This is a genomic window from Micromonospora sp. NPDC050187, from assembly GCF_044459745.1.
In the GTDB taxonomy this organism is placed as follows: Bacteria; Actinomycetota; Actinomycetes; order Mycobacteriales; family Micromonosporaceae; genus Micromonospora.
In genome coordinates this window covers 16,306-33,586 of record NZ_JBITJH010000011.1, presented here as the reverse complement: position 1 = coordinate 33,586, position 17,281 = coordinate 16,306, and the positions used below count along the sequence as shown (strand labels likewise).

Annotated in this window: 16 protein-coding genes and 1 pseudogene; 1 reads left to right on the top strand and 16 read right to left on the bottom strand. The window is 70.5% G+C overall.

Going from position 1 to position 17,281, the window contains the following annotated elements; all coding sequences use genetic code 11:
- Positions 1 to 33: 33 nt before the first annotated feature.
- The 14 genes and pseudogenes from ACIBJE_RS18330 to ACIBJE_RS18265 all read right to left on the bottom strand — a co-directional run bounded on the left by ACIBJE_RS18330 (position 34) and on the right by ACIBJE_RS18265 (position 14,367).
- Positions 34 to 822 (bottom strand): glycerophosphodiester phosphodiesterase, encoded by a 789-nt coding sequence (locus ACIBJE_RS18330; RefSeq protein WP_396749757.1) that lies wholly within the window; start codon positions 820 to 822, stop codon positions 34 to 36.
- Between the two features lie 10 nt (positions 823 to 832).
- Positions 833 to 1,168, bottom strand: coding sequence for a rhodanese-like domain-containing protein (locus ACIBJE_RS18325; RefSeq protein WP_396749755.1), 336 nt, complete (start codon positions 1,166 to 1,168; stop codon positions 833 to 835).
- A 29-nt stretch (positions 1,169 to 1,197) separates the two neighbouring features.
- Complete coding sequence (locus tag ACIBJE_RS18320) at positions 1,198 to 2,136, bottom strand: LCP family protein (RefSeq protein ID WP_396750092.1); 939 nt, start codon at positions 2,134 to 2,136, stop codon at positions 1,198 to 1,200.
- Between the two features lie 212 nt (positions 2,137 to 2,348).
- The gene (locus tag ACIBJE_RS18315; RefSeq protein ID WP_396749754.1) at positions 2,349 to 3,563 is read right to left on the bottom strand and encodes an LCP family protein; all 1,215 of its coding nucleotides are present in this window, start codon (positions 3,561 to 3,563) and stop codon (positions 2,349 to 2,351) included.
- A 204-nt stretch (positions 3,564 to 3,767) separates the two neighbouring features.
- Entirely contained in the window at positions 3,768 to 5,006 is a 1,239-nt protein-coding gene (locus tag ACIBJE_RS18310; RefSeq protein WP_396749751.1) for an LCP family protein, read from the bottom strand.
- Positions 5,007 to 5,083: 77 nt separating this feature from the next.
- Positions 5,084 to 6,061, bottom strand: coding sequence for an NAD-dependent epimerase/dehydratase family protein (locus ACIBJE_RS18305; protein WP_396749749.1), 978 nt, complete (start codon positions 6,059 to 6,061; stop codon positions 5,084 to 5,086).
- Between the two features lie 149 nt (positions 6,062 to 6,210).
- Complete coding sequence (locus ACIBJE_RS18300; protein ID WP_396749746.1) at positions 6,211 to 7,884, bottom strand: cation acetate symporter; 1,674 nt, start codon at positions 7,882 to 7,884, stop codon at positions 6,211 to 6,213.
- Complete coding sequence (locus tag ACIBJE_RS18295) at positions 7,862 to 8,227, bottom strand: DUF485 domain-containing protein (RefSeq protein WP_396749744.1); 366 nt, start codon at positions 8,225 to 8,227, stop codon at positions 7,862 to 7,864. The genes ACIBJE_RS18300 and ACIBJE_RS18295 overlap by 23 nt, the downstream gene beginning before the upstream one ends.
- 172 nt (positions 8,228 to 8,399) lie before the next feature.
- Positions 8,400 to 8,858: a hypothetical protein gene (locus tag ACIBJE_RS18290; RefSeq protein ID WP_396749741.1), complete on the bottom strand. Its 459-nt coding sequence runs from the start codon at positions 8,856 to 8,858 to the stop codon at positions 8,400 to 8,402.
- A complete protein-coding gene (locus ACIBJE_RS18285) occupies positions 8,855 to 10,258 on the bottom strand; it encodes an MFS transporter (protein WP_396749739.1) in 1,404 nt (467 codons plus the stop codon). Before ACIBJE_RS18285 ends, ACIBJE_RS18290 begins: the two co-directional genes overlap by 4 nt.
- Positions 10,255 to 11,517, bottom strand: coding sequence for an ATP-grasp domain-containing protein (locus ACIBJE_RS18280; RefSeq protein ID WP_396749736.1), 1,263 nt, complete (start codon positions 11,515 to 11,517; stop codon positions 10,255 to 10,257). Before ACIBJE_RS18280 ends, ACIBJE_RS18285 begins: the two co-directional genes overlap by 4 nt.
- Positions 11,518 to 11,538: 21 nt before the next feature.
- Entirely contained in the window at positions 11,539 to 12,837 is a 1,299-nt protein-coding gene (gene glyA / locus ACIBJE_RS18275; RefSeq protein ID WP_396749734.1) for a serine hydroxymethyltransferase, read from the bottom strand.
- 479 nt (positions 12,838 to 13,316) lie between these two features.
- A pseudogene (locus ACIBJE_RS18270) lies at positions 13,317 to 13,850 on the bottom strand (flavin reductase family protein); the annotation flags it as partial.
- A gap of 28 nt (positions 13,851 to 13,878) precedes the next feature.
- The gene (locus ACIBJE_RS18265) at positions 13,879 to 14,367 is read right to left on the bottom strand and encodes an SRPBCC family protein (RefSeq protein ID WP_396749731.1); all 489 of its coding nucleotides are present in this window, start codon (positions 14,365 to 14,367) and stop codon (positions 13,879 to 13,881) included.
- Positions 14,368 to 14,460: 93 nt separating this feature from the next.
- Here ACIBJE_RS18265 and ACIBJE_RS18260 point away from each other — a divergent pair, with 93 nt between their 5' ends.
- Positions 14,461 to 14,715 (top strand): hypothetical protein, encoded by a 255-nt coding sequence (locus ACIBJE_RS18260; RefSeq protein ID WP_396749729.1) that lies wholly within the window; start codon positions 14,461 to 14,463, stop codon positions 14,713 to 14,715.
- 27 nt (positions 14,716 to 14,742) lie between these two features.
- On the opposite strand, the gene ACIBJE_RS18255 is transcribed toward ACIBJE_RS18260, so the two are convergent.
- Positions 14,743 to 16,431, bottom strand: coding sequence for an ABC transporter permease (locus tag ACIBJE_RS18255; RefSeq protein ID WP_396749727.1), 1,689 nt, complete (start codon positions 16,429 to 16,431; stop codon positions 14,743 to 14,745).
- Positions 16,416 to 17,180: an ABC transporter ATP-binding protein gene (locus ACIBJE_RS18250; RefSeq protein WP_396749725.1), complete on the bottom strand. Its 765-nt coding sequence runs from the start codon at positions 17,178 to 17,180 to the stop codon at positions 16,416 to 16,418. The genes ACIBJE_RS18255 and ACIBJE_RS18250 overlap by 16 nt, the downstream gene beginning before the upstream one ends.
- Positions 17,181 to 17,281: the final 101 nt, after the last annotated feature.

Sequence of the window (17,281 nt, the reverse complement as noted above, 5' to 3'; positions counted from 1 at the left end):
GTCGCGCCGTGCGGGTCGGTCCCGGGGCGCGGGTCAGCCACGTCGGGCCAGGGCCAGGGCCGGCCGGTCGGTGATGATGCCGTCCACCCCGGCCGAGAGGACCAGGTCGAGGTCGTCCGGCTCGTTGACCGTCCAGACGTACACCTGGTGGCCGGCCGACCGCAGCGCCGGAAGAAGCCGTGGCCGGGCCCGGATCAGGGCGATGCCCGGCCCGGCGATCCGGGCGCCGAAGGGCAGTCTGCCCGGTCGCAGCCAACCCGGCAGCGTGTCCAGCAGCAGCACGGTCGGCAGCGCCGGGGCGAGTTCCCGGGTACGCCGCACCGCCAGCGGCGAGAACGACATCACGGTGACCCGCACCGGGTCGTCCGGTCCGGGCTCGGTGAGGCCGTACCGGCGCAGCAGCTCGACCAGCCGCCGTTCCACGTTCCCGCCGTACCGGGTGGGGTGCTTGGTCTCGACCAGCAACCGGACCGGGCGGTTGGCCTTGCATACCGCGTCGAGCAGCCGCTCCAGGGTGAGCAGCCGGGTCCGGGTGGGGTCGACCGGCTCGTCGGCGTCGAGCGGGCCGCAGCCCGGGTGCCACGAGCCGAAGTCGAGCGCGTCCAACTCGGCGAGGGTACGGGTGCTGACCCGGCCCCGCCCGTTGCTCGTCCGGTCCAGCCGCCGGTCGTGCACGCAGACCAGGTGCCCGTCCCGGGTCAGCCGGACGTCGCACTCCAGTCCGTCGGCGCCCTCCTCGAGTGCCCGCAGGTACGCCGCGAGGGTGTGTTCGGGCAACGCGGCGGAGGAACCGCGGTGGGCGAAGACCAGTGGCCCCCTCATCTCCGTCGGCCTAGACGACCTGACCGGGGGCTCCGCTGTCGGTGGTCACCGGCCGACCGGCGGCAGCCCACTGCTGCATCCCGCCCTCGACGTTGCGGACCCGGTTCCACCCGTTCTGCGTCAGGTGCGCGACGACGTGCGCCGAGCGACCGCCGGACCGGCAGATCACCGCGACGTCGACGTCGGTGGGCACCTCGGCGAGCCGGGCGGGCAGTTCCATCATGGGCACGTGGTGCGCGCCGGGCGCGTGCCCCGCCGCCCACTCGCCGTCCTCCCGCACGTCCAGCAGGTAGGTGGCGTCGGTGATGTCGTTCACGGTCACGGTGGGAATCTCGGGTCCGAACACGGGTACCAAGACTAGACCCTCGGGCCGCTTCAGAGTGAGTTCACCCACTGCGGATTCGCGGCGGCCCAGCGTGCCATCCGCGCGCCCCGGACGGCCCCGAAGAGTTCGGTGCCGTCGCCGTCCAGGACGACGTACGACACCTGGTCGATGAGCTGCGGCGACGAGGGCACCCGGACGCCGACCAGCCCCTCGGCGGGAAGTGCGCGCAGCGCCAGGACCAGGTCCTCCAGGGGTACGCCGTTGGTGTCCACGGTCAGCGAGTCGCCCACCGCCCGGATCAGCGAGTCCAGCTTCAGCGGGTCGCCGAGCAGGTCGGTCTGGCCGGCCCGGTCGAGCATCGCCCGGAGCAGCTGCTGCTGGTGTCGCTGTCGGTCGTAGTCGCCCCCGGGCAGGTCGTAGCGCTGCCGGACGTAGTCCAGCGCGGCGGCCCCGTCCATCTGCCGGCAGCCGGGGGCGAAGACGGTGCCGGTGTGTACCGACCGGACCGGGGTGTCGACACACATCCGGACGCCGCCGAGCAGGTCGACCACCCGGCGGAGCCCGGTGAAGTCGACCACGGCGGCACCGTCGAACTCCAGGCCGGTGAGCCGGTGCAGGGTGGCCGAGAGCAGCCGGGCACCGCCGTCGCCCCCACCCCCGAGGTCGTACGCAGCGTTGATCTTGTCCCGTCCGCCGCCGTACCCGTTGGCGGCGGGTGGGATGGCGACCAGCAGGTCACGGGGGACGGAGATCAGGTACGCCCGGCGTAGCCCGGCGGGCAGGTGCACGATCAGGATGGTGTCCGAGCGCTGGTCGGCGTCGTCGGCGCCCCGGAACCGGTCGGAGCCGACGAGCAGGTAGTTCAGTGGCCCGTCCGGATCGGTCCGGCCCCGGCGTGCGTCGTCGTCGAGCAGGTGCCCCCGGGCCACCGCGCGGTCGTACCGTTCGGTGAGCACTCGTACCCCGACCACCGCCGCCACCGCGACCAGGGCCAGGGTGAGACCGACGCCGACCAGGATCCGGGCCCAGCGCGGCGCACCGGTGCCCACCGGCCCCGACCCGGTCCGCGCTGACCTGGACGTGACGCCTCCCCCGTAGCCTGAGACGAGCTCTGCTCACCTCAGGCTACGAGGCCATTTCGCGTTACGAGTGGCCTTTGCCCGATTCGGTGGATCTGGTCCGGGCTGCCCGGGCCCGGGGGTCACTTCCTGGTGGAGAGGACGCCCGGGTTGGCGAAGACGAACTCGGCGAGCCGGTCCTCCTTGACCGCCGTGAACATGTCCATGGTCAACGGGCTGAGCGCCTCGCGGCCGTGCTCGTTGACGTGGAAGGTGCCGTTGTTCGTCCGCAGCATGGTCAGCTCGTTGTCGGTGACCCCGCGCATGGTGAAGACCAGGTCCGCGATCTCCGCCCGGCCGGTGTCCAGGATCAGCGTGTCCCCGGCGGCGTCCAGCAGCGCCTTCAGCTTCAGCGGGTTGGTCATCCCCCCGTCGCTGATCGCCTTCTTCGCCATCGCCTTGATCAGCTGCTGCTGGTTCTGCTGGCGGTCGTAGTCGCCGTTCTTCAGGCTCTTCCGTTGGCGGGAGTAGTCCAGGGCCTCCCAGCCCTCCATCTCCCGGCAGCCCTTCTTGTGCACCACCGGGGTCCGCTCCTTGCCGGTCTTCTTGGCGTCGGCGTTCCACATCGGCTTGCCGTCGACGTACGACATGTGGATCGACTCGACCTCCTGGCTGACGCAGATGCGCACGCTGCCCAGGGCGTCGATCACCTTCTTGAACCCGCCGAAGTTGATGATCGCCGCGCCGTCGAAGCTCACCCCGGTCATCTTCTTGATCGTCTGCGCCATCAACTGGGCGCCTCCGGCCCAGCCGCCACCGTTGCGCGCCCCGTACTGGAACGCGGCATTGATCTTGTCGGTGGTGCCGGAGAAGCCCGTCTTCTTGAAGGCCGGGATCTGCGCCTCGGTGTCCCGGGGAATCGAGATCAGGTACGCCTGGTCGTGCGTCGCCGGGATGTGCAGGATGATGATGCTGTCCGCCCGGACGTCGTCGGCCGCCCAGCTCGCCCGGGCGTCCACGCCGAGCAGCAGCATGTCGATCGGGCCCTCAAGGGTGTCGCCACCCTCGGCGTCGCTCTTGCCGGCGTCGCCGAGCAGATTCTGCTGGGAGATGTTCCCCGTGGCCTGACCGATGAGCGCCTTGCTGCCCACGATCGCGGCACCGCTGGTCATCATCAGCATCGCGCCGACGACCACGGTGATCCGGGCCCAGAGCGGGTCCTTGCGCCGTTTCCGCTTCGGGGGTGTGTCTGTACCACGACCGCCACCACGGCGGGGCGGCGGAACGACGGAGGCGGAAGCCCGGCCTGCGGGGGCGGATTCCCGCGACGGAGGGCGACGGCGGGCCTGAACCGGCATGCGTGCTCCAGCTCGATATCGGGGGCGGGATCACTTTACGGATCCGCCCCCGATCTGGCGAGTTCATCCCGTAGTTATTTTCCGGTTCGCCGGCCGTCACCGCCGATTGCTGGCCGAACGGCTGATTTACAGAAACCGATCGGCGGCCGGTGCGCCGGTAAAGGGCGCCCCGACCGCCGATCGGTGCTGACGTCTGTCGAAGCATTAACCGCCGTTGGATTTGGCGGGCTGGTTCGCCTTGACCCATTCGGTCATCCGGTCCCCGGCCATGGCCCGGTACATCGCCAGCGCCTTCTCCCGGTCGGAGACCACCACCGACTCGCCGTCGATGGTCTCGCTGCCCAGGTGCGGGCTGGTCACGAAGGTGAGGTTCTCGCCGCGCAGCTTCCGGAACTGCAGCCCCATGTCGACCAGCGAGAACCCCTCGTCCACGGTCACCGCGGCGGTCACCGACTTGAGGAAGGCGTTGAGTTTACCCGGGTTGCCCAGCGTTCCGCTGCTGGCCGCCTTGTCCATCAGGGCCCGGAGGAACTCCTGCTGGTGCCGCATCCGGGCGAAGTCGCCGTCCGGGAACTGCTTACGCTGCCGGATCCAGTCCAGCGCCTCGGCCCCGTTCATGTGGTTGATGCCCTTGGTGAAGGTCCGGTACGGCTTGTGGATCGAGGTGACGGTCCGTTCCACCGGCAGGTCCACCCCGCCGAGCGCGTCGGTGACCTGCTTGAACCCGGCGAAGTCGACCGCCATCACGTGATCCAGGTGCACGTCGGTGAAGCACTCCACCGTCCGTACCGCCAACGGCAGGCCACCGAAGGCGAACGCCGCGTTGATCTTTCCGCGCTGGCCGGACCCGCACTCCGCGTTCGCGCTCTCGGGGATCGGCACGTAGAGGTCGCGGGGGATGGAGACCAGGTAGGCCTCGGCGTGGCTCGACGGGATGTGCATCACGATGATGGTGTCCGCGCGCCACTTGCTGGACTGGTCGACGGGCGCGTCCGGGTCCCGCGAGTCGCTGCCGACCATCAGGATGTTGAGCGCGCCGTCGACCGCCTTGGCCGGCCGCCCGCCGGTGATCTCGGAGAACGGGTCGGTGCGGGCCAGGTCCTCGTCCAGACCCCGGGCGTAGACCCAGGCGCCCACGCCACCGAGGAGCGCCAGCACCAGCACGGCGACCCCGGCGACCAGCGCGATCCGGCCCCAGCGGGGCCGGGGACCCGGCCGGCCGGAGCGCCCGGGGCCACCCGGACCGGTTGGACCGGTCGGACCGGTCGGACCGAGTGATCCGTCGTCGGCCGGTGCGGGTCCGGCACCGGCCCGGTGCCGCTCGCCGGCCGGCGGGGCCGGACGGGACCGTCGGCCCGGGCCGGAGCCCGGGACCGAGGCGCGCCCGGCGGAGCCCCGGTGCAGGTACAGGAGCGGGAGACCGGCTGACGAGGTCGCTGACATGTAACTCAGGGTACGGACCCGGAGCCAGTCACGCCTTCAGGTGAAGCTCAGCCAACCGCCGAACTCCGGTGGGGAAATCAGCCCAACCGCTTCCGGAAGTGGTCGATCGTGCGTCGGAGGCCGTCCTCGGGCGCGACCCGGGGCTCGTACCCGAGCAGGTCCCGGGCCCGGGTCAGGTCGGGCCGCCGCATCTCCGGGTCGTCGGCGGCGCGGGTGACGTAGGTCACCTCGGACGTGCTGTCGGAGAGCGACACGATCAGTTCGGCGAGCTGCCGCATCGACATCTCGTGCTCGGTGCCGCAGTTGATCGGCCCGGTCTCGGTCGAGTCGAGCAGCAGGAGGATGCCGCGTACCAGGTCGTCGACGTAGCAGATGGAACGGGTCTGCGCCCCGGTGCCGTGCACGGTGATCGGCTTGTCCCGCAGTGCCTGGGCGATGAAGGTGGGGATGGCCCGACCGTCGTCCGGCCGCATCCGGGGGCCGTACGTGTTGAAGATCCGCACGATGGCGACGTCCAGGCCGTGGCGCCGGTGGTAGGCCATCGTGGCCGCCTCCGAGAACCGCTTGGCCTCGTCGTAGACACTGCGGACGCCGATCGGGTTGACGTTGCCCCAGTACGTCTCCCGCTGCGGGTGCTCCTTCGGGTCGCCGTACGCCTCGGAGGTGGAGGCCAGCAGGAACCGGGCCCCGTCGGCGACCGCCCGGTCGAGCAGGTGCAGCGTGGCGACCGAGCCGACCCGGAGGATCTCGATCGGGATGGCGGCGAAGTCGGTCGGACTGGCCGGGGACGCCATGTGCAGGATCGCGTCGAAGCGTTCCGCCAGTGCCGGGTGGTGGGTCGGCAGGCCGTCCGAGATGTCCGCCTCGACCAGCGTGAAGGTGGGGCGCTCGGCGAGATGGGCGACGTTCTCCTTGGATCCGGTGATGAAGTTGTCCACCGCGACCACCGTGCAACCGCGGTCGAGCAGCACGTCGACCAGGTGCGACGGGACGAAACCGGCACCGCCGGTGACAAGAATGCGGTGACCGGCACCGAAACGGGGAGCTACCTTCATGCCGGCCAGCCTACTCAGCGGTGCCGGTCCGCGCCGTGCCGCACGCCGGGGTTGGGCTGGTGTGGTTGCAGGGGTCCCCTCCTACCGCAGCTGATGAGGAGGGGACCCCTGCAACCGCCGGAGCGGTCGGTGGACGAGTGGACGACCTGTCAGTGGGCGCCGGCCCCGGTCAGGGCACGGACCTCCAGTTCGGCGTACTTCTCCTCGTCGCTCTCCTTCGAGATCACGGTGCCCAGCCAGCCGCAGAGGAATCCGAACGGGATGGAGAGCAGCCCCGGGTTGGACAGCGGGAACCACTGCCAGTCGTGATCGGGGAACATCGACGTCGGCTGTCCGGAGACCACCGGCGAGAAGAAGACCAGCAGGACCGCCGAGAGCAGGCCGCCGTAGATTGCCCAGACCGCCCCGGAGGTGTTGAACCGTCTCCAGAACAGGCTGTAGAGGATCGCCGGCAGGTTGCCCGAGGCGGCGACCGCGAAGGCCAGCGCCACCAGGAACGCCACGTTCAGGTTCTGCGCGTAGATCGAGAGCAGGATGGAGACCGCGCCGATGACCAGGGCGGAGAGCCGGGCCACCCGGACCTCCTGCCGTTCGGAGGTCTGGCCGTTCTTGATGACGTTGGCGTAGAAGTCGTGCGCGATGCTCGACGAGGAGGCCAGGGTCAACCCGGCCACCACCGCCAGGATGGTGGCGAAGGCCACCGCCGCGATGATCGCCAGCAGGGCCGCACCGCCCAGGTCGCCGCCGAGGAAGTCGACGCCGAGCACCTCGGCGAGCTGTGGTGCGGCCGTGTTGCCCGCCTTGTCCTGGGCGGTGATCGCCTCACCGCCGACCAGGGCCGCCGCCCCGAAGCCGAGGGCCAGGGTGAGCAGGTAGAAGGTGCCGATGATGCCGATCGCCCAGAGCACGCTCTTGCGGGCCGCCTTCGCGGTCGGCACCGTGTAGAAGCGGATCAGGATGTGCGGCAGGCCCGCCGTGCCGAGCACCAGGGCGATGCCGAGCGAGAGCAGGTCCATCTTGTTGTAGAACGTCTGGGTGGCGTTCCCGGCCACCTCGACGCCGTACCGCAGCCCCGGTTCGAGGAAGGCGTTGCCCTTGCCCGAGGAGGCGGCGGCGTCGCCGAGCAGCGACGACAGGTTGAACTTGTACTTCGCCAACACCAGCAGCGTCATCACCAGCGCGCCGCCCATGAGCAGGAACGCCTTGACGATCTGCACGTACGTGGTGCCCTTCATCCCGCCGACCGTGACGTAGATGATCATGAGCGCGCCGACCAGGATGATGGTGGCTACCTTGGCGGTGTCCGCGTCCATGCCGAGGAAGGTCGTCCCCGGCCGGATGCCGAGCAGGAGCGCCACCAGGGCGCCCGCGCCGACCATCTGGGCCAGCAGGTAGAAGATCGACACGGTGATGGTGGAGGCCGCGGCGGCGGTCCGGACCGGCCGCTGACGCATCCGGAAGGCCAGTACGTCGGCCATCGTGTACCGGCCGGAGTTGCGCAGCAGTTCGGCGACGAGCAGCAGGGCCACCAGCCAGGCGACCAGGAATCCGATCGAGTAGAGGAAGCCGTCGTAGCCGTACAGGGCGATGATCCCGGCGATGCCCAGGAACGAGGCCGCCGACATGTAGTCGCCGCCGATCGCCATGCCGTTCTGGAAACCGGAGAAGGACCGGCCGCCGGCGTAGAAGTCGGTGGCCGTCTTGGTCTGCCGGCTGGCCCAGATGGTGATGGCGAGGGTGGCCGCCACGAAGACCAGGAACAGGGTGATGGTCAGGTTCCGGGCGGTGGTGTCGCCCGCCTCAGCCGCGAGGACCATCCTCATGGTTCACCTCCCCGATCTCGGCGCGGATCCGGTCGGCGACCGGATCGATCTTCCGGTCGGCGTACCGGGCGTAGAGCCAGGCGATCAGGAACGTCGAGACGAACTGGAGCAGCCCGAACACGAGTGCCACGTTGACGTTGCTGCCGAAGAGCTTCGTGCCCATGAAGTCCCGCGCGTACGCGGAGAGGATCACGTAGAGCGCGTACCACAGGAAGAAGGCCACGGTCATCGGGAAGACGAAGCCGCGCAGCGCACGGCGGAGACCGGCGAACTCGTCCGACCGCTGTACGGCGAGGTACCGCTCGCTGTTCGTCGGGGCGGGGGTGGGTGTGTCCGTCGACATCTGTAGATCACCACCTTTCGCGGGCGTGGGGTGTTCCGCGCACGGTAGGGACGGTGCTCGCTGCCGGGAAAGGCGCAGATCGGTGCCGGTCGCTGGCTGCGCTGAACGGGCAGTTGGCTGCGCCGAGTGACCTGGGTCACTTCGCCCAGCGGTCAGGTGGCCGTACTCCGGTTCAGTTGGCGAAGAGGCCGCTGGCCGAGGCGTGGTGGACGATCTCCCCGTCGAACGCATACCGGACGGTGACCAGCCAGCCGTCCGGGTGGTCCGGCGCGGACTGGTGTCCACCGAGCCGGATCCGTACCTGCTGCCCCTGGGCCGCGGCCTCGAAGAATCCGTGGTCGGCGGCGAGCCGTACCGTCTGGTATCCGTAGCGACGCCGGACCGCCACTGCGGCTGCCGCAGCCGTCCACACCGTCGCCGGTACCGCCGTGCCGTCGCCGTCGAGGCAGGTGAGATCGAACCGGCCCCGGCCGGCGTGGGCCAGCCCGATCAGGGCGTCCGCGCCGGCACCCTGCGCGGCCTGGCACAGCCTGCGGGCCAGACCGGGCCACTGCCGGGCGGGTACGTCGACCGCGTTGACGACGACGTGGTCGGTGGAGCCGCTGCGCAGCTTGACGAAGCGGATGTTCAACGTCCTACCTGTTCAGGAGAGGCGGGAGTCCTCGGGACGGCGGTGTCCCCGGAACGCGTGGAGGCCGGAGCCACGACACGGACGGCGGCACCCGACACGGCCGTCAGGTCTGGCTTCCGCCCGGTGGGGCGGAGTTGGCCTGCGGAAACATGCGGATCGGGGACGTGCCGACGGGCACGACGCTCGGTCGCCACCACCATGGCCAGGGCCAGCGCCGCCACCACCAGGAGCATGGTGGGCAATCCGTACCGGTCGGTGAGCGCGCCCACGAGGAGGACGGTGACGGTCATCCCGGAGAACGCCACGCCGTAGAAGAGGACCATGACGGCGGGCAGATCGGGCTGGGCGGTGCGGCTGAGCACCACCCCGAAGGACATCAGATAGACGATCTCGAAGACCATCGTGTAGACGAAGTAGCTGGCGAAGGCCGGCACCGTCGAGTGGGTGGCGAAGGGCACCAGCATCAGCCCTGCGGTCAGCACGAACAGGACCCGGACCGGCAGCCGCCAGCGACCCGGCAACCCCAGCATCACCAGGACCATCCCGGCGACGATCCCGGATACGCTCACCGCCTCCAGCCAGGCCGCCCCGTTGGCCGGCATGCCCAGCCAGGTCAACGGCAACCAGACCCGGGCGATCTGGTTCACCCCCTGGAACAGCACCACGGTCGCGACCAGGTAGCTGAGCGCGCGGGCCAGCTCCGGGTCCCGGCCGATCACGGTCAGCGAGCGTCGCCACACGCCGGTCGTCGTGGCGCCCTCGGCAGGGGCGCTGGCCGGAGCCGGTGCGAGCGGCAGGGCCCGGCAGCAGGCCGCCGAGACCGCGAAGCCGACCGAGGCCAGCCCGGCCACCACCACCACCGGGACCTGGCCGATCACCACACCGCCGATCAGGCCACCCGCCGCCGAGCCGAGAAAGTACGCGCTGTTCAGCAGGGTGTTACCCCGCTCCACCAGCTCCGCCGGCAGGTACGTCTTGATGGCGACCCCGCGCGCCGACTTCGTCGTCATCTCCAGGAAGCCCCGAGCCACGAGCAGCAGGAACACCGCCCAGAAGGCGTGCCCGAAGGCCACCCCGACGCCGATCGACACCACTACCGAGACCAGGTCGAGCCGGACCAGGAGTTGCCGGGTGGGTAGCCGGTCACAGAGTCGGGTGGCGATCGGCATCAGGACGATGAGCGGCAGGTACTGCGCGGCAAAGACCAGCCCGGCGGCGAGGGCCTGACCGCTGCGCTGGTAGTACGCCACGGAGAGCGCGACGAGCAGCAGGCCGGTGCCGACCGTGCTGACGAACATGCTGCTCCACAGCGCGACGAACGGCCGGGACCGGGCCAGCGTACGGAGACTGCTGCCGGCGGCTTCCATGGCGACGCCTTCCTCGGTCGGCCGGTCCGTCACCGGATCAGCGGAACGCCGATGCTCTTCTCGAACAGGTCCAGCAGCACGTCCGCCTCCCGGCTCGCTTCGGCCAGGCCCTCCGCCCACACCTGGTACCGGGCGAGAATCTCCAGCTCCCCGACCTGCGCCCCCGGCGTCAGCCGGTACGGGTCGAAGGCGATCACCCGGTCGCGGTAGTGGTCGAGCCAGTCCAGCTCGATCTCGTCGGCCAGCCGGCCCGCCCGCAGCGGCATGAGTTTCCGGGTGGTCACGCTGGAGTGTGCCGCCGGCAGCGGTTCCTCGATCTCCTGCCCCAGGTGGATCCGGATCAGGCTGTCGTGGATGTTCAGGCCGGTCACGTGCTGGTAGAGGCTCGGCATGACGCCGCCCATCAGCCGGGGGTTCGCCTCCACCAGGACCGGCCCGTCCGCCGTGACCATCAACTCGATGTGGAAGATGCCCAGGTCCAGCCCGAGCGCCCGGCAGACGTCCTCGGCGTACGCGAAGCACTGCCCCGCCGTCTCCGGCGACACGTCGGCGGGCATGAACGCGCCCATCTCGACGCACTCGTTGCTGATCGCCCGGGGCCGCCCGGAGAGCATGAACCGGTGGAACCGACCGTTCCCGGCGCCCAACTCGGCGGAGACCAGCTCCCCGAGGAGGTACTGCTCGATCAGGACACCCCGGGTGAACTGGTCGTGCATGAGCCGGGGGAGGCGGGCGACCTCGTCGAGTACCCGGCGGGCGGCCTGTTCGACCTCGGCGGGGGTGTCGGCGCGGAACGCGAGGATGCTGTCCGCGCCGCTCGGCGGCTTGACGATGACCGGCAGGCCGATCGCGTCGGCCGCCCGGACCGCCTCCTCGACGGTGGCCGACACCGCGTACCGGGCCGAGGCCAGCCCGGCGGCGGCGAGCCGCTCGCGCGTACGGCCCTTGTGCCGGGCGGTGACCACCGCGTCGGTGTCGGTGAAGGGCAGACCGAGCCGGCGGGCCATCAGCGCGGTGGCCTCCACGCAGAACTCGTTCTGCGTGATCACCGCGTCGACGGGTTCCTCGGCCAGGACCTCCCGTACCACTGCGGTCAGCGCCTCGACGTCACTGGCCATCTCGATCGGACGCAGCCGGTGCACGGCCGCGAGGACGGCTGCGGTGTCGGCGTTGTCGGGGTACATCCGGTAGGTGGTCGAGGTGATCAACGTGACCCGGTGCCCGGCCGCCATGGCCCGCCGCATCGCATCCATTCCGGGCACGTTGGAGTCGACGAAGAGAACGTGTGCCATCGATTCGCCTTCCGCGTTACGTCAGTGCTGGTAGATGGGGAATCGGCTGGCGAGTTCCTCGACCTGGGTCCGGACCTCGGCCTCGATCTTCGTGACGTGGTTGGGTTGGTGGATCAGGCCGTCAAGGACGTCGGCGACGAGTCCGGCCAGGATCCGCAGCTCCGGGTCGCGCAGTCCCCGGGTGGTCACCGCGGAGGTGCCGAAGCGGAGCCCGGAGGTGACCGACGGCTTCTGCGGGTCGCCGGGGACGAGGTTCTTGTTGCAGGGGATTCCCGCGTTCTCCAGGCTGCGTTCGGCGAGGTCGCCGGTGAGGCCGTGTCGACGCAGGTCCACCATCACGATCGGGGTGTCCGTTCCGCCGGTGACGATGTCGTAGCCGCGCTTCTGGAGCACCGAGCCCAGCCGCCGGGCGTTGTCCAGCACCGCCTGCGCGTACTCGGTGAAGGCGGGTTCGAGCGCCTCGCCGAAGGCGACCGCCCGTGCGGCGATGAACTCGGGGAGCGGACCGCCCTGCACCCCCGGGAAGATCGCGGAGTCGAGTTTGCGGCCCAGCTCGGGATCGTCGGTGAGGATGAGTCCGCCGCGCGGGCCGCGCAGGTTCTTGTTGGTCGTGCTGGTCACCACGTGGGTGTGGGGAAAGGGGGAAGGGTGGACCCCGGCCGCCACCAGTCCGGCGAAGTGGGCGATATCGGCGAGCAGGTACGCCCCGATCTCGTCGCAGACCGCGCGGAGCCGCGCGAAGTCGACCGCCCTCGGGTACGACGAGCCGCCGGTGATCACCAGCTTCGGTCGGTGCTGGCGGGCCAGGTCGGTGAGCTGGTCGTAGTCGATCAGTCCGGTCTCCGGGTCGATGCCGTATGACACGACGGTGAAGTAGCGGCCGGAGAAATTCGAGCGCAGACCGTGGCTGAGATGCCCACCCGCGTCGAGGGACATGCTCAGGACGGTGTCGCCCGGTTGGAGTAGCGCGAAGAACACGGCCTGGTTCGCCTGGGTTCCGGAATGCGGCTGGACATTCGCGTACCGACACTTGAACAGCTCTTTTGCCCGATCGCGGGCGAGGTTCTCGATAACGTCGAGATTGTCCATTCCGGCGTGGTACCGCTTCCCCGGATAGCCCTCGATCGTGGTAAATGAAACGATGGAGCGAAATGCCTCCCGAGTTGCCCGACTCGTGTAGTTTTTGGGTGCGAGCAGCTCCAGCTGGCGTTGCTGGCGGTGCTCCTCGCGCTCGATCGCGCCCCGCATCAGAGGGTCGGTCTCGCTCAGTTCCGTGGTGAAGAATGCGGTGGTCGCCTCGCGGGCCGCGCGCGTGGACATCGATCCTCCAATGAGGAAAAGCATTGCGGCGGATCGGGTTGATTGGCGCGTGCTCGGCGATTGTGGGCAAGAGCGTACAACCCAGTGGCGGGGGTAATTCAAACAGCATCGATGGCTGCTGTCAACCGCGTCGAACGTTTTATCTATTGCTTCATCTGTAAGTGACGCCGGTCGATGGCAGATGATTGTTACATAACTACGCCGTGATCTTGGGTGGGCGTGCTGAACTGCACGTTGAATGGTTGTTTACCTATCGGCTTCTGTGGCCGTCGGCATCAATGTTAATTACTGATTGCCGGAGATGTTGCGGCTCGCGTCGGGTTGCGCAACGCACGGTCACCCCCGGATGGGCCGGGCAGCACGGCCCGCCCGATGCCCCGCACGGGCAACGTCCAGGACCCGGATGCCTTCGGCCCTGGGCGATGGGGACGCGGCCGGTCGCCGTCGAGGGGATGGGTGGGAAGCGGCCGGGTTCCGGCTCAGCCCGTCAGCGTGCGGTAACGGCCCCGGTGGTGCAGCAGCGGCTCGGCCTCGGCGGCCAGGCTGACCGTCTCGACGATCCCCTCGACCAGCAGTCCCCAGCCGCACTCGCGGCTGCCGTCGAGGCGGCAGCCGACCCAACCCCCGGCGTCGACCGGCACCGGCCCGTACGGGGACTCGAGCCACTCGTCGAGCGCGAAGAGGCCGCCGGGAGAGGGGAACAGCCCGGCGAAGCGGTCGGCGAGCTGGCGATGTGCGGGGCCGAGTACGGCGACGGCGAACCGACCCGTCTCCTCGACCGCCGCCCACAGGTCCGCCTCCGGGTCCACCAGCCCGAGCAGCCGGTCCGGTTCCCCCTCGGCGACCAGGGTCGACGATACGGTCAGCCCGGCCGGCCCGGGAGCGGTCCAGAGGGTCACCGGGGACGCCAACCGCCCCCGTAGCCGTCGGGCCGGTGACCGTTGCCCGGCCGGCGTGGCGAACGGGTCGACGTGGTGGATCTCCGCGCCCGGTTGATGATTCACGTGAAACATTGTGACCCGGCGAGCGGACCGGCGGGCCTCACCGCCCATCATCCGACCGGGCGGCGGCCACCACCTCGGGGTCGGCGCAGCCGGCCGCGAAGCCGGCGATCCGGCGGCGGATGTCCCGGCCGAGCAGCCACGTCCCGATCCGCTCCGCCACCGGACGCAGGAGCGCCGGGCGGCACCGGAAGTTGTACCGCCAGGTGGCGACCGTCGTATCCGCCTCGGGCCCGGGGGCGAACCGCCAGCCGCCGGCGAACACCTCGAAGAACCAGGGACCCCGGACCATCTTCATCCCGACGTGACTCGGTGGCGCGTACGAGACGTACTCGCTGACCATGAGCAGGCCGTGTCGGGAGCGGGTGACCGTGCGCACCCCCTTGCCGGGTCGGGTCGCCCCGTCGGCGAAGTGCTGGTCCCGGACGAACGGGTCCCACCGGTAGCGCACCGACCCCACGGTCTGCGACACGGCGAACGCCAGCTCAGGCGGTACGGGGACGGTGGCAACCGCCTCGACAACGGGCATCGGCCCATTGTGCCGCGCCGTGGCACACGCGGCACGCCGCCGACGGGCCGCGCGACCCCAGCGGGGTGTGCGGAGGGCCTCTATCGTGCGGGCATGGTCTCCGTGACGCCGCAGCAGCTCGCCCAAACCCGGATCGTCGCCAGCGACGCCGTGCTCCGCAACGAGGTGGACTTCCGGGGCTACCCGCACCGCCACCTCGCGGTCATCGGCCGTCCGCGACTGATGAACAGCAATCTCACCCAGTTGCTCGAGGCCGTCGAGTACCTGTGCCAGTACGGGTGGGAGCTGGTCAACATCACCCCCGGCACCGGCGGCCACCTCTTCTACGCGTTCCTGCGCCGCCGCTGACCGGAGGCGGCGCAGGAACGCGACCGGTCAACGGCGCGGGGTCACCGCCGTCAGCAGCTCCGGAGCCCGGTTGTCCAGTACGTCACCGGCGAGGTACGCGCCGAGCAGCGCCGCACCCAGCCCGTACCCGAGCCCCAGTGGCGCGGCCAGCCAGAGCCAGGCGTCGCCGAGCAGCGCCGCCGCGACCACCATCGGCACCGCCGCGGCCGCTGAGCCGAGCATCGACACCAGGGTGAGCAGACCCTTGGCGATCCCGGCCCCGCTGTTCAGCGCGAAGGGGTTGCTCGTCTCCGGCAGCGAGTACGCCGCCAGCACCGAGACGAACGAGTTGATCGCCAGCCCCGCCCCGTACGTGGCGAGCAGGCTGCCCACCATCACGCCCAGCCAAGCCGGCCGGCCCAGCAGCACGGTCAGGACGACCGCGACGACGGCGAGCATCGGCAGCACGTACACCGAGAACGCGGCCATCCGGGCCTGCAGCTCCAGCCGACCGGGGACCCCGGCCACCACGTTGGCCGCGTACGCGCTGCCGTCGAAACCGAACTGGTTGGCCAGCGTGACCGCGGCGAGCAGGCCGACGAAGACCATCGAGACGCTGACCGTCACCGGGGAGGAGTCGGGGGTGGCCAGTTCCACGCCGTCCCCGGCGGTGAAGCTCGCCCCGCCGAAGTTGACCATGACGGGCACGAAGAGTCCGACCACCGCGATCGTGATCAGGTTCGCCCGCCGTCGGGCGTCCCGCCACCAGTAGCGGCACTCCCGGGCCACCAGCGCGCCGAACCGGTCCCGTCGGGCCCAGCCCACCGCACGCGGGAAGAGCTGCGCGACCGCCCCGCCGACCGGACCGCTGCGGGTCTTGGCCGGACCGGAGCTGGCCGCCCCGACCATCGCCGACTCCAACGACCGGGACCACCACACCAGCAGCGCGCCGATGGCCGCCACGGTGATCAGCAGCTTCACCGGGACCGCCCACGCCCGCCCCTCGGCCACGTCGATGCCGACCGTCCACGGAGCGCCGAACGGGGTCCAGCCGACCACCCGGGCCACCCCGGCCAGCCGGTCCCAGTCGGCGTCCTGCACGGCGGCGAGCACCACCAGCTGCAACGGACCGAGCAGCGCGGCGAGCGCCGCGAGCAGCACGGCCGCCAGGTCGCGGACCCGCCGGGACCGCAGCATGGTGGCGAAGGCGCTGGTGATCGCCCGGCTGGCCGCCACGCAGAGTAACAGCCCGGCGACCACCCCGACGGCGGCGGCCACGGCCGCCGCCGCACCACCGAGCGCCCCTGAGGTGACCACCAGCCCGGTCATGGCGAGCAGTGTCGCCACCGCCGGCACACTGACCAGGGCGGCGGCGAACAGCCCGGTGACCAGGGTGCGCCGGGACAGCGGCAGCAGCGCGAACCGGGCCGGGTCGAGCGTCTCGTCCACGCCGAAGAAGACCAGCGGCAGCAGCAGCCAGCCGAGCACCAGCAGGCCCCCGCCGAACGCGGCGACCATCAGCGCGTACCGGGACTCGTCGGCCAGCCCGGGGGCGGCGAGCAGGAAGAACCCGGTGCCGGCGAACCAGAGACCGGCGATCACGCCGCCGACGAAGAGGGCGACGCGCCAGCCCTGCCCCCGGAAGTTGTTGCCCATCACCCGCAGCTTGAGCCGGACGAAGTGGCGGGCCGAGACGGGACGGACCCGCTCGGCGGGCTCCGTCACCGCGACAGCCACGACAGCTCCTCGCCGGTCGCGGTACGTCCGCCGACCACCTCCACGAAGACCTGCTCCAGCGAGCGCTCCCCGCGCACCTCGTCGAGGGTGCCGACCCGCTTGATCGTCCCCTCGGCGAGGATGGCCACGTGCGAGCAGAGCCGCTCCACGACCTCCATGACGTGGCTGGAGAAGACCACCGTCCCGCCTCCGACGACGTACCGGTGCAGGATGTCGCGGATCAACGCCGCCGAGACCGGGTCGACCGCCTCGAACGGCTCGTCCAGCACCAGCAGCCGGGGGCCGTGCAGCAACGCGCAGGCCAGCCCGATCTTCTTCTTCATCCCGGCCGAGTAGTCGACCACCATGGTCCGGCCGGCGTCACCCAGGGCGAGCACGTCGAGCAGCTCCGCCGCGCGCTGGTCGACCACCGCCGGGTCCATGCCGCGCAGCAGGCCGTGGTACGCCAACAGCTCCGCGCCGCTGAGCCGGTCGAAGAGGCGTACGCCGTCGGGCATCACCCCGAGCAGTTGCTTGGCACGGACCGGGTCACCCCAGACGTCCTGGCCGAGCACCCAGGCGCCACCGGCGTCCGGCCGAAGCAGGCCGACGGCCATCGACAGGGTGGTCGTCTTTCCGGCGCCGTTCGGGCCGAGCAGCCCGTAGAACGACCCGGCCGGGACGTCGAGGTCGACGCCCGCCACCGCGACCTTGCTGTCGAACCGTTTGGCCAGCCCACGCAGCTGGAGGGCCGGGTGCGCAGAAGTCATGACCCGAAACTATCCGGCGGATGCCATCCGACTCTCCTGCTCAGGGACGATCTCGGCCTCCACCTCAGGGGACCACCCTCATCCGGGCGGCTGACCCTGAT

Bases quoted from the DNA above. Each gene is read 5' to 3' on its own strand.
- ACIBJE_RS18280 (WP_396749736.1), bottom strand. From the start codon at position 11,517: ATGGCACACGTTCTCTTCGTCGACTCCAACGTGCCCGGAATGGATGCG.
- ACIBJE_RS18265 (WP_396749731.1), bottom strand. From the start codon at position 14,367: ATGCCCGTTGTCGAGGCGGTTGCCACCGTCCCCGTACCGCCTGAGCTG.
- ACIBJE_RS18295 (WP_396749744.1), bottom strand. From the start codon at position 8,227: ATGTCGACGGACACACCCACCCCCGCCCCGACGAACAGCGAGCGGTAC.
- ACIBJE_RS18305 (WP_396749749.1), bottom strand. From the start codon at position 6,061: ATGAAGGTAGCTCCCCGTTTCGGTGCCGGTCACCGCATTCTTGTCACC.
- ACIBJE_RS18250 (WP_396749725.1), bottom strand. From the start codon at position 17,180: ATGACTTCTGCGCACCCGGCCCTCCAGCTGCGTGGGCTGGCCAAACGG.
- ACIBJE_RS18300 (WP_396749746.1), bottom strand. From the start codon at position 7,884: ATGAGGATGGTCCTCGCGGCTGAGGCGGGCGACACCACCGCCCGGAAC.
- ACIBJE_RS18260 (WP_396749729.1), top strand. From the start codon at position 14,461: ATGGTCTCCGTGACGCCGCAGCAGCTCGCCCAAACCCGGATCGTCGCC.
- ACIBJE_RS18330 (WP_396749757.1), bottom strand. From the start codon at position 822: ATGAGGGGGCCACTGGTCTTCGCCCACCGCGGTTCCTCCGCCGCGTTG.
- ACIBJE_RS18310 (WP_396749751.1), bottom strand. From the start codon at position 5,006: ATGTCAGCGACCTCGTCAGCCGGTCTCCCGCTCCTGTACCTGCACCGG.
- glyA (WP_396749734.1), bottom strand. From the start codon at position 12,837: ATGTCCACGCGCGCGGCCCGCGAGGCGACCACCGCATTCTTCACCACG.
- ACIBJE_RS18315 (WP_396749754.1), bottom strand. From the start codon at position 3,563: ATGCCGGTTCAGGCCCGCCGTCGCCCTCCGTCGCGGGAATCCGCCCCC.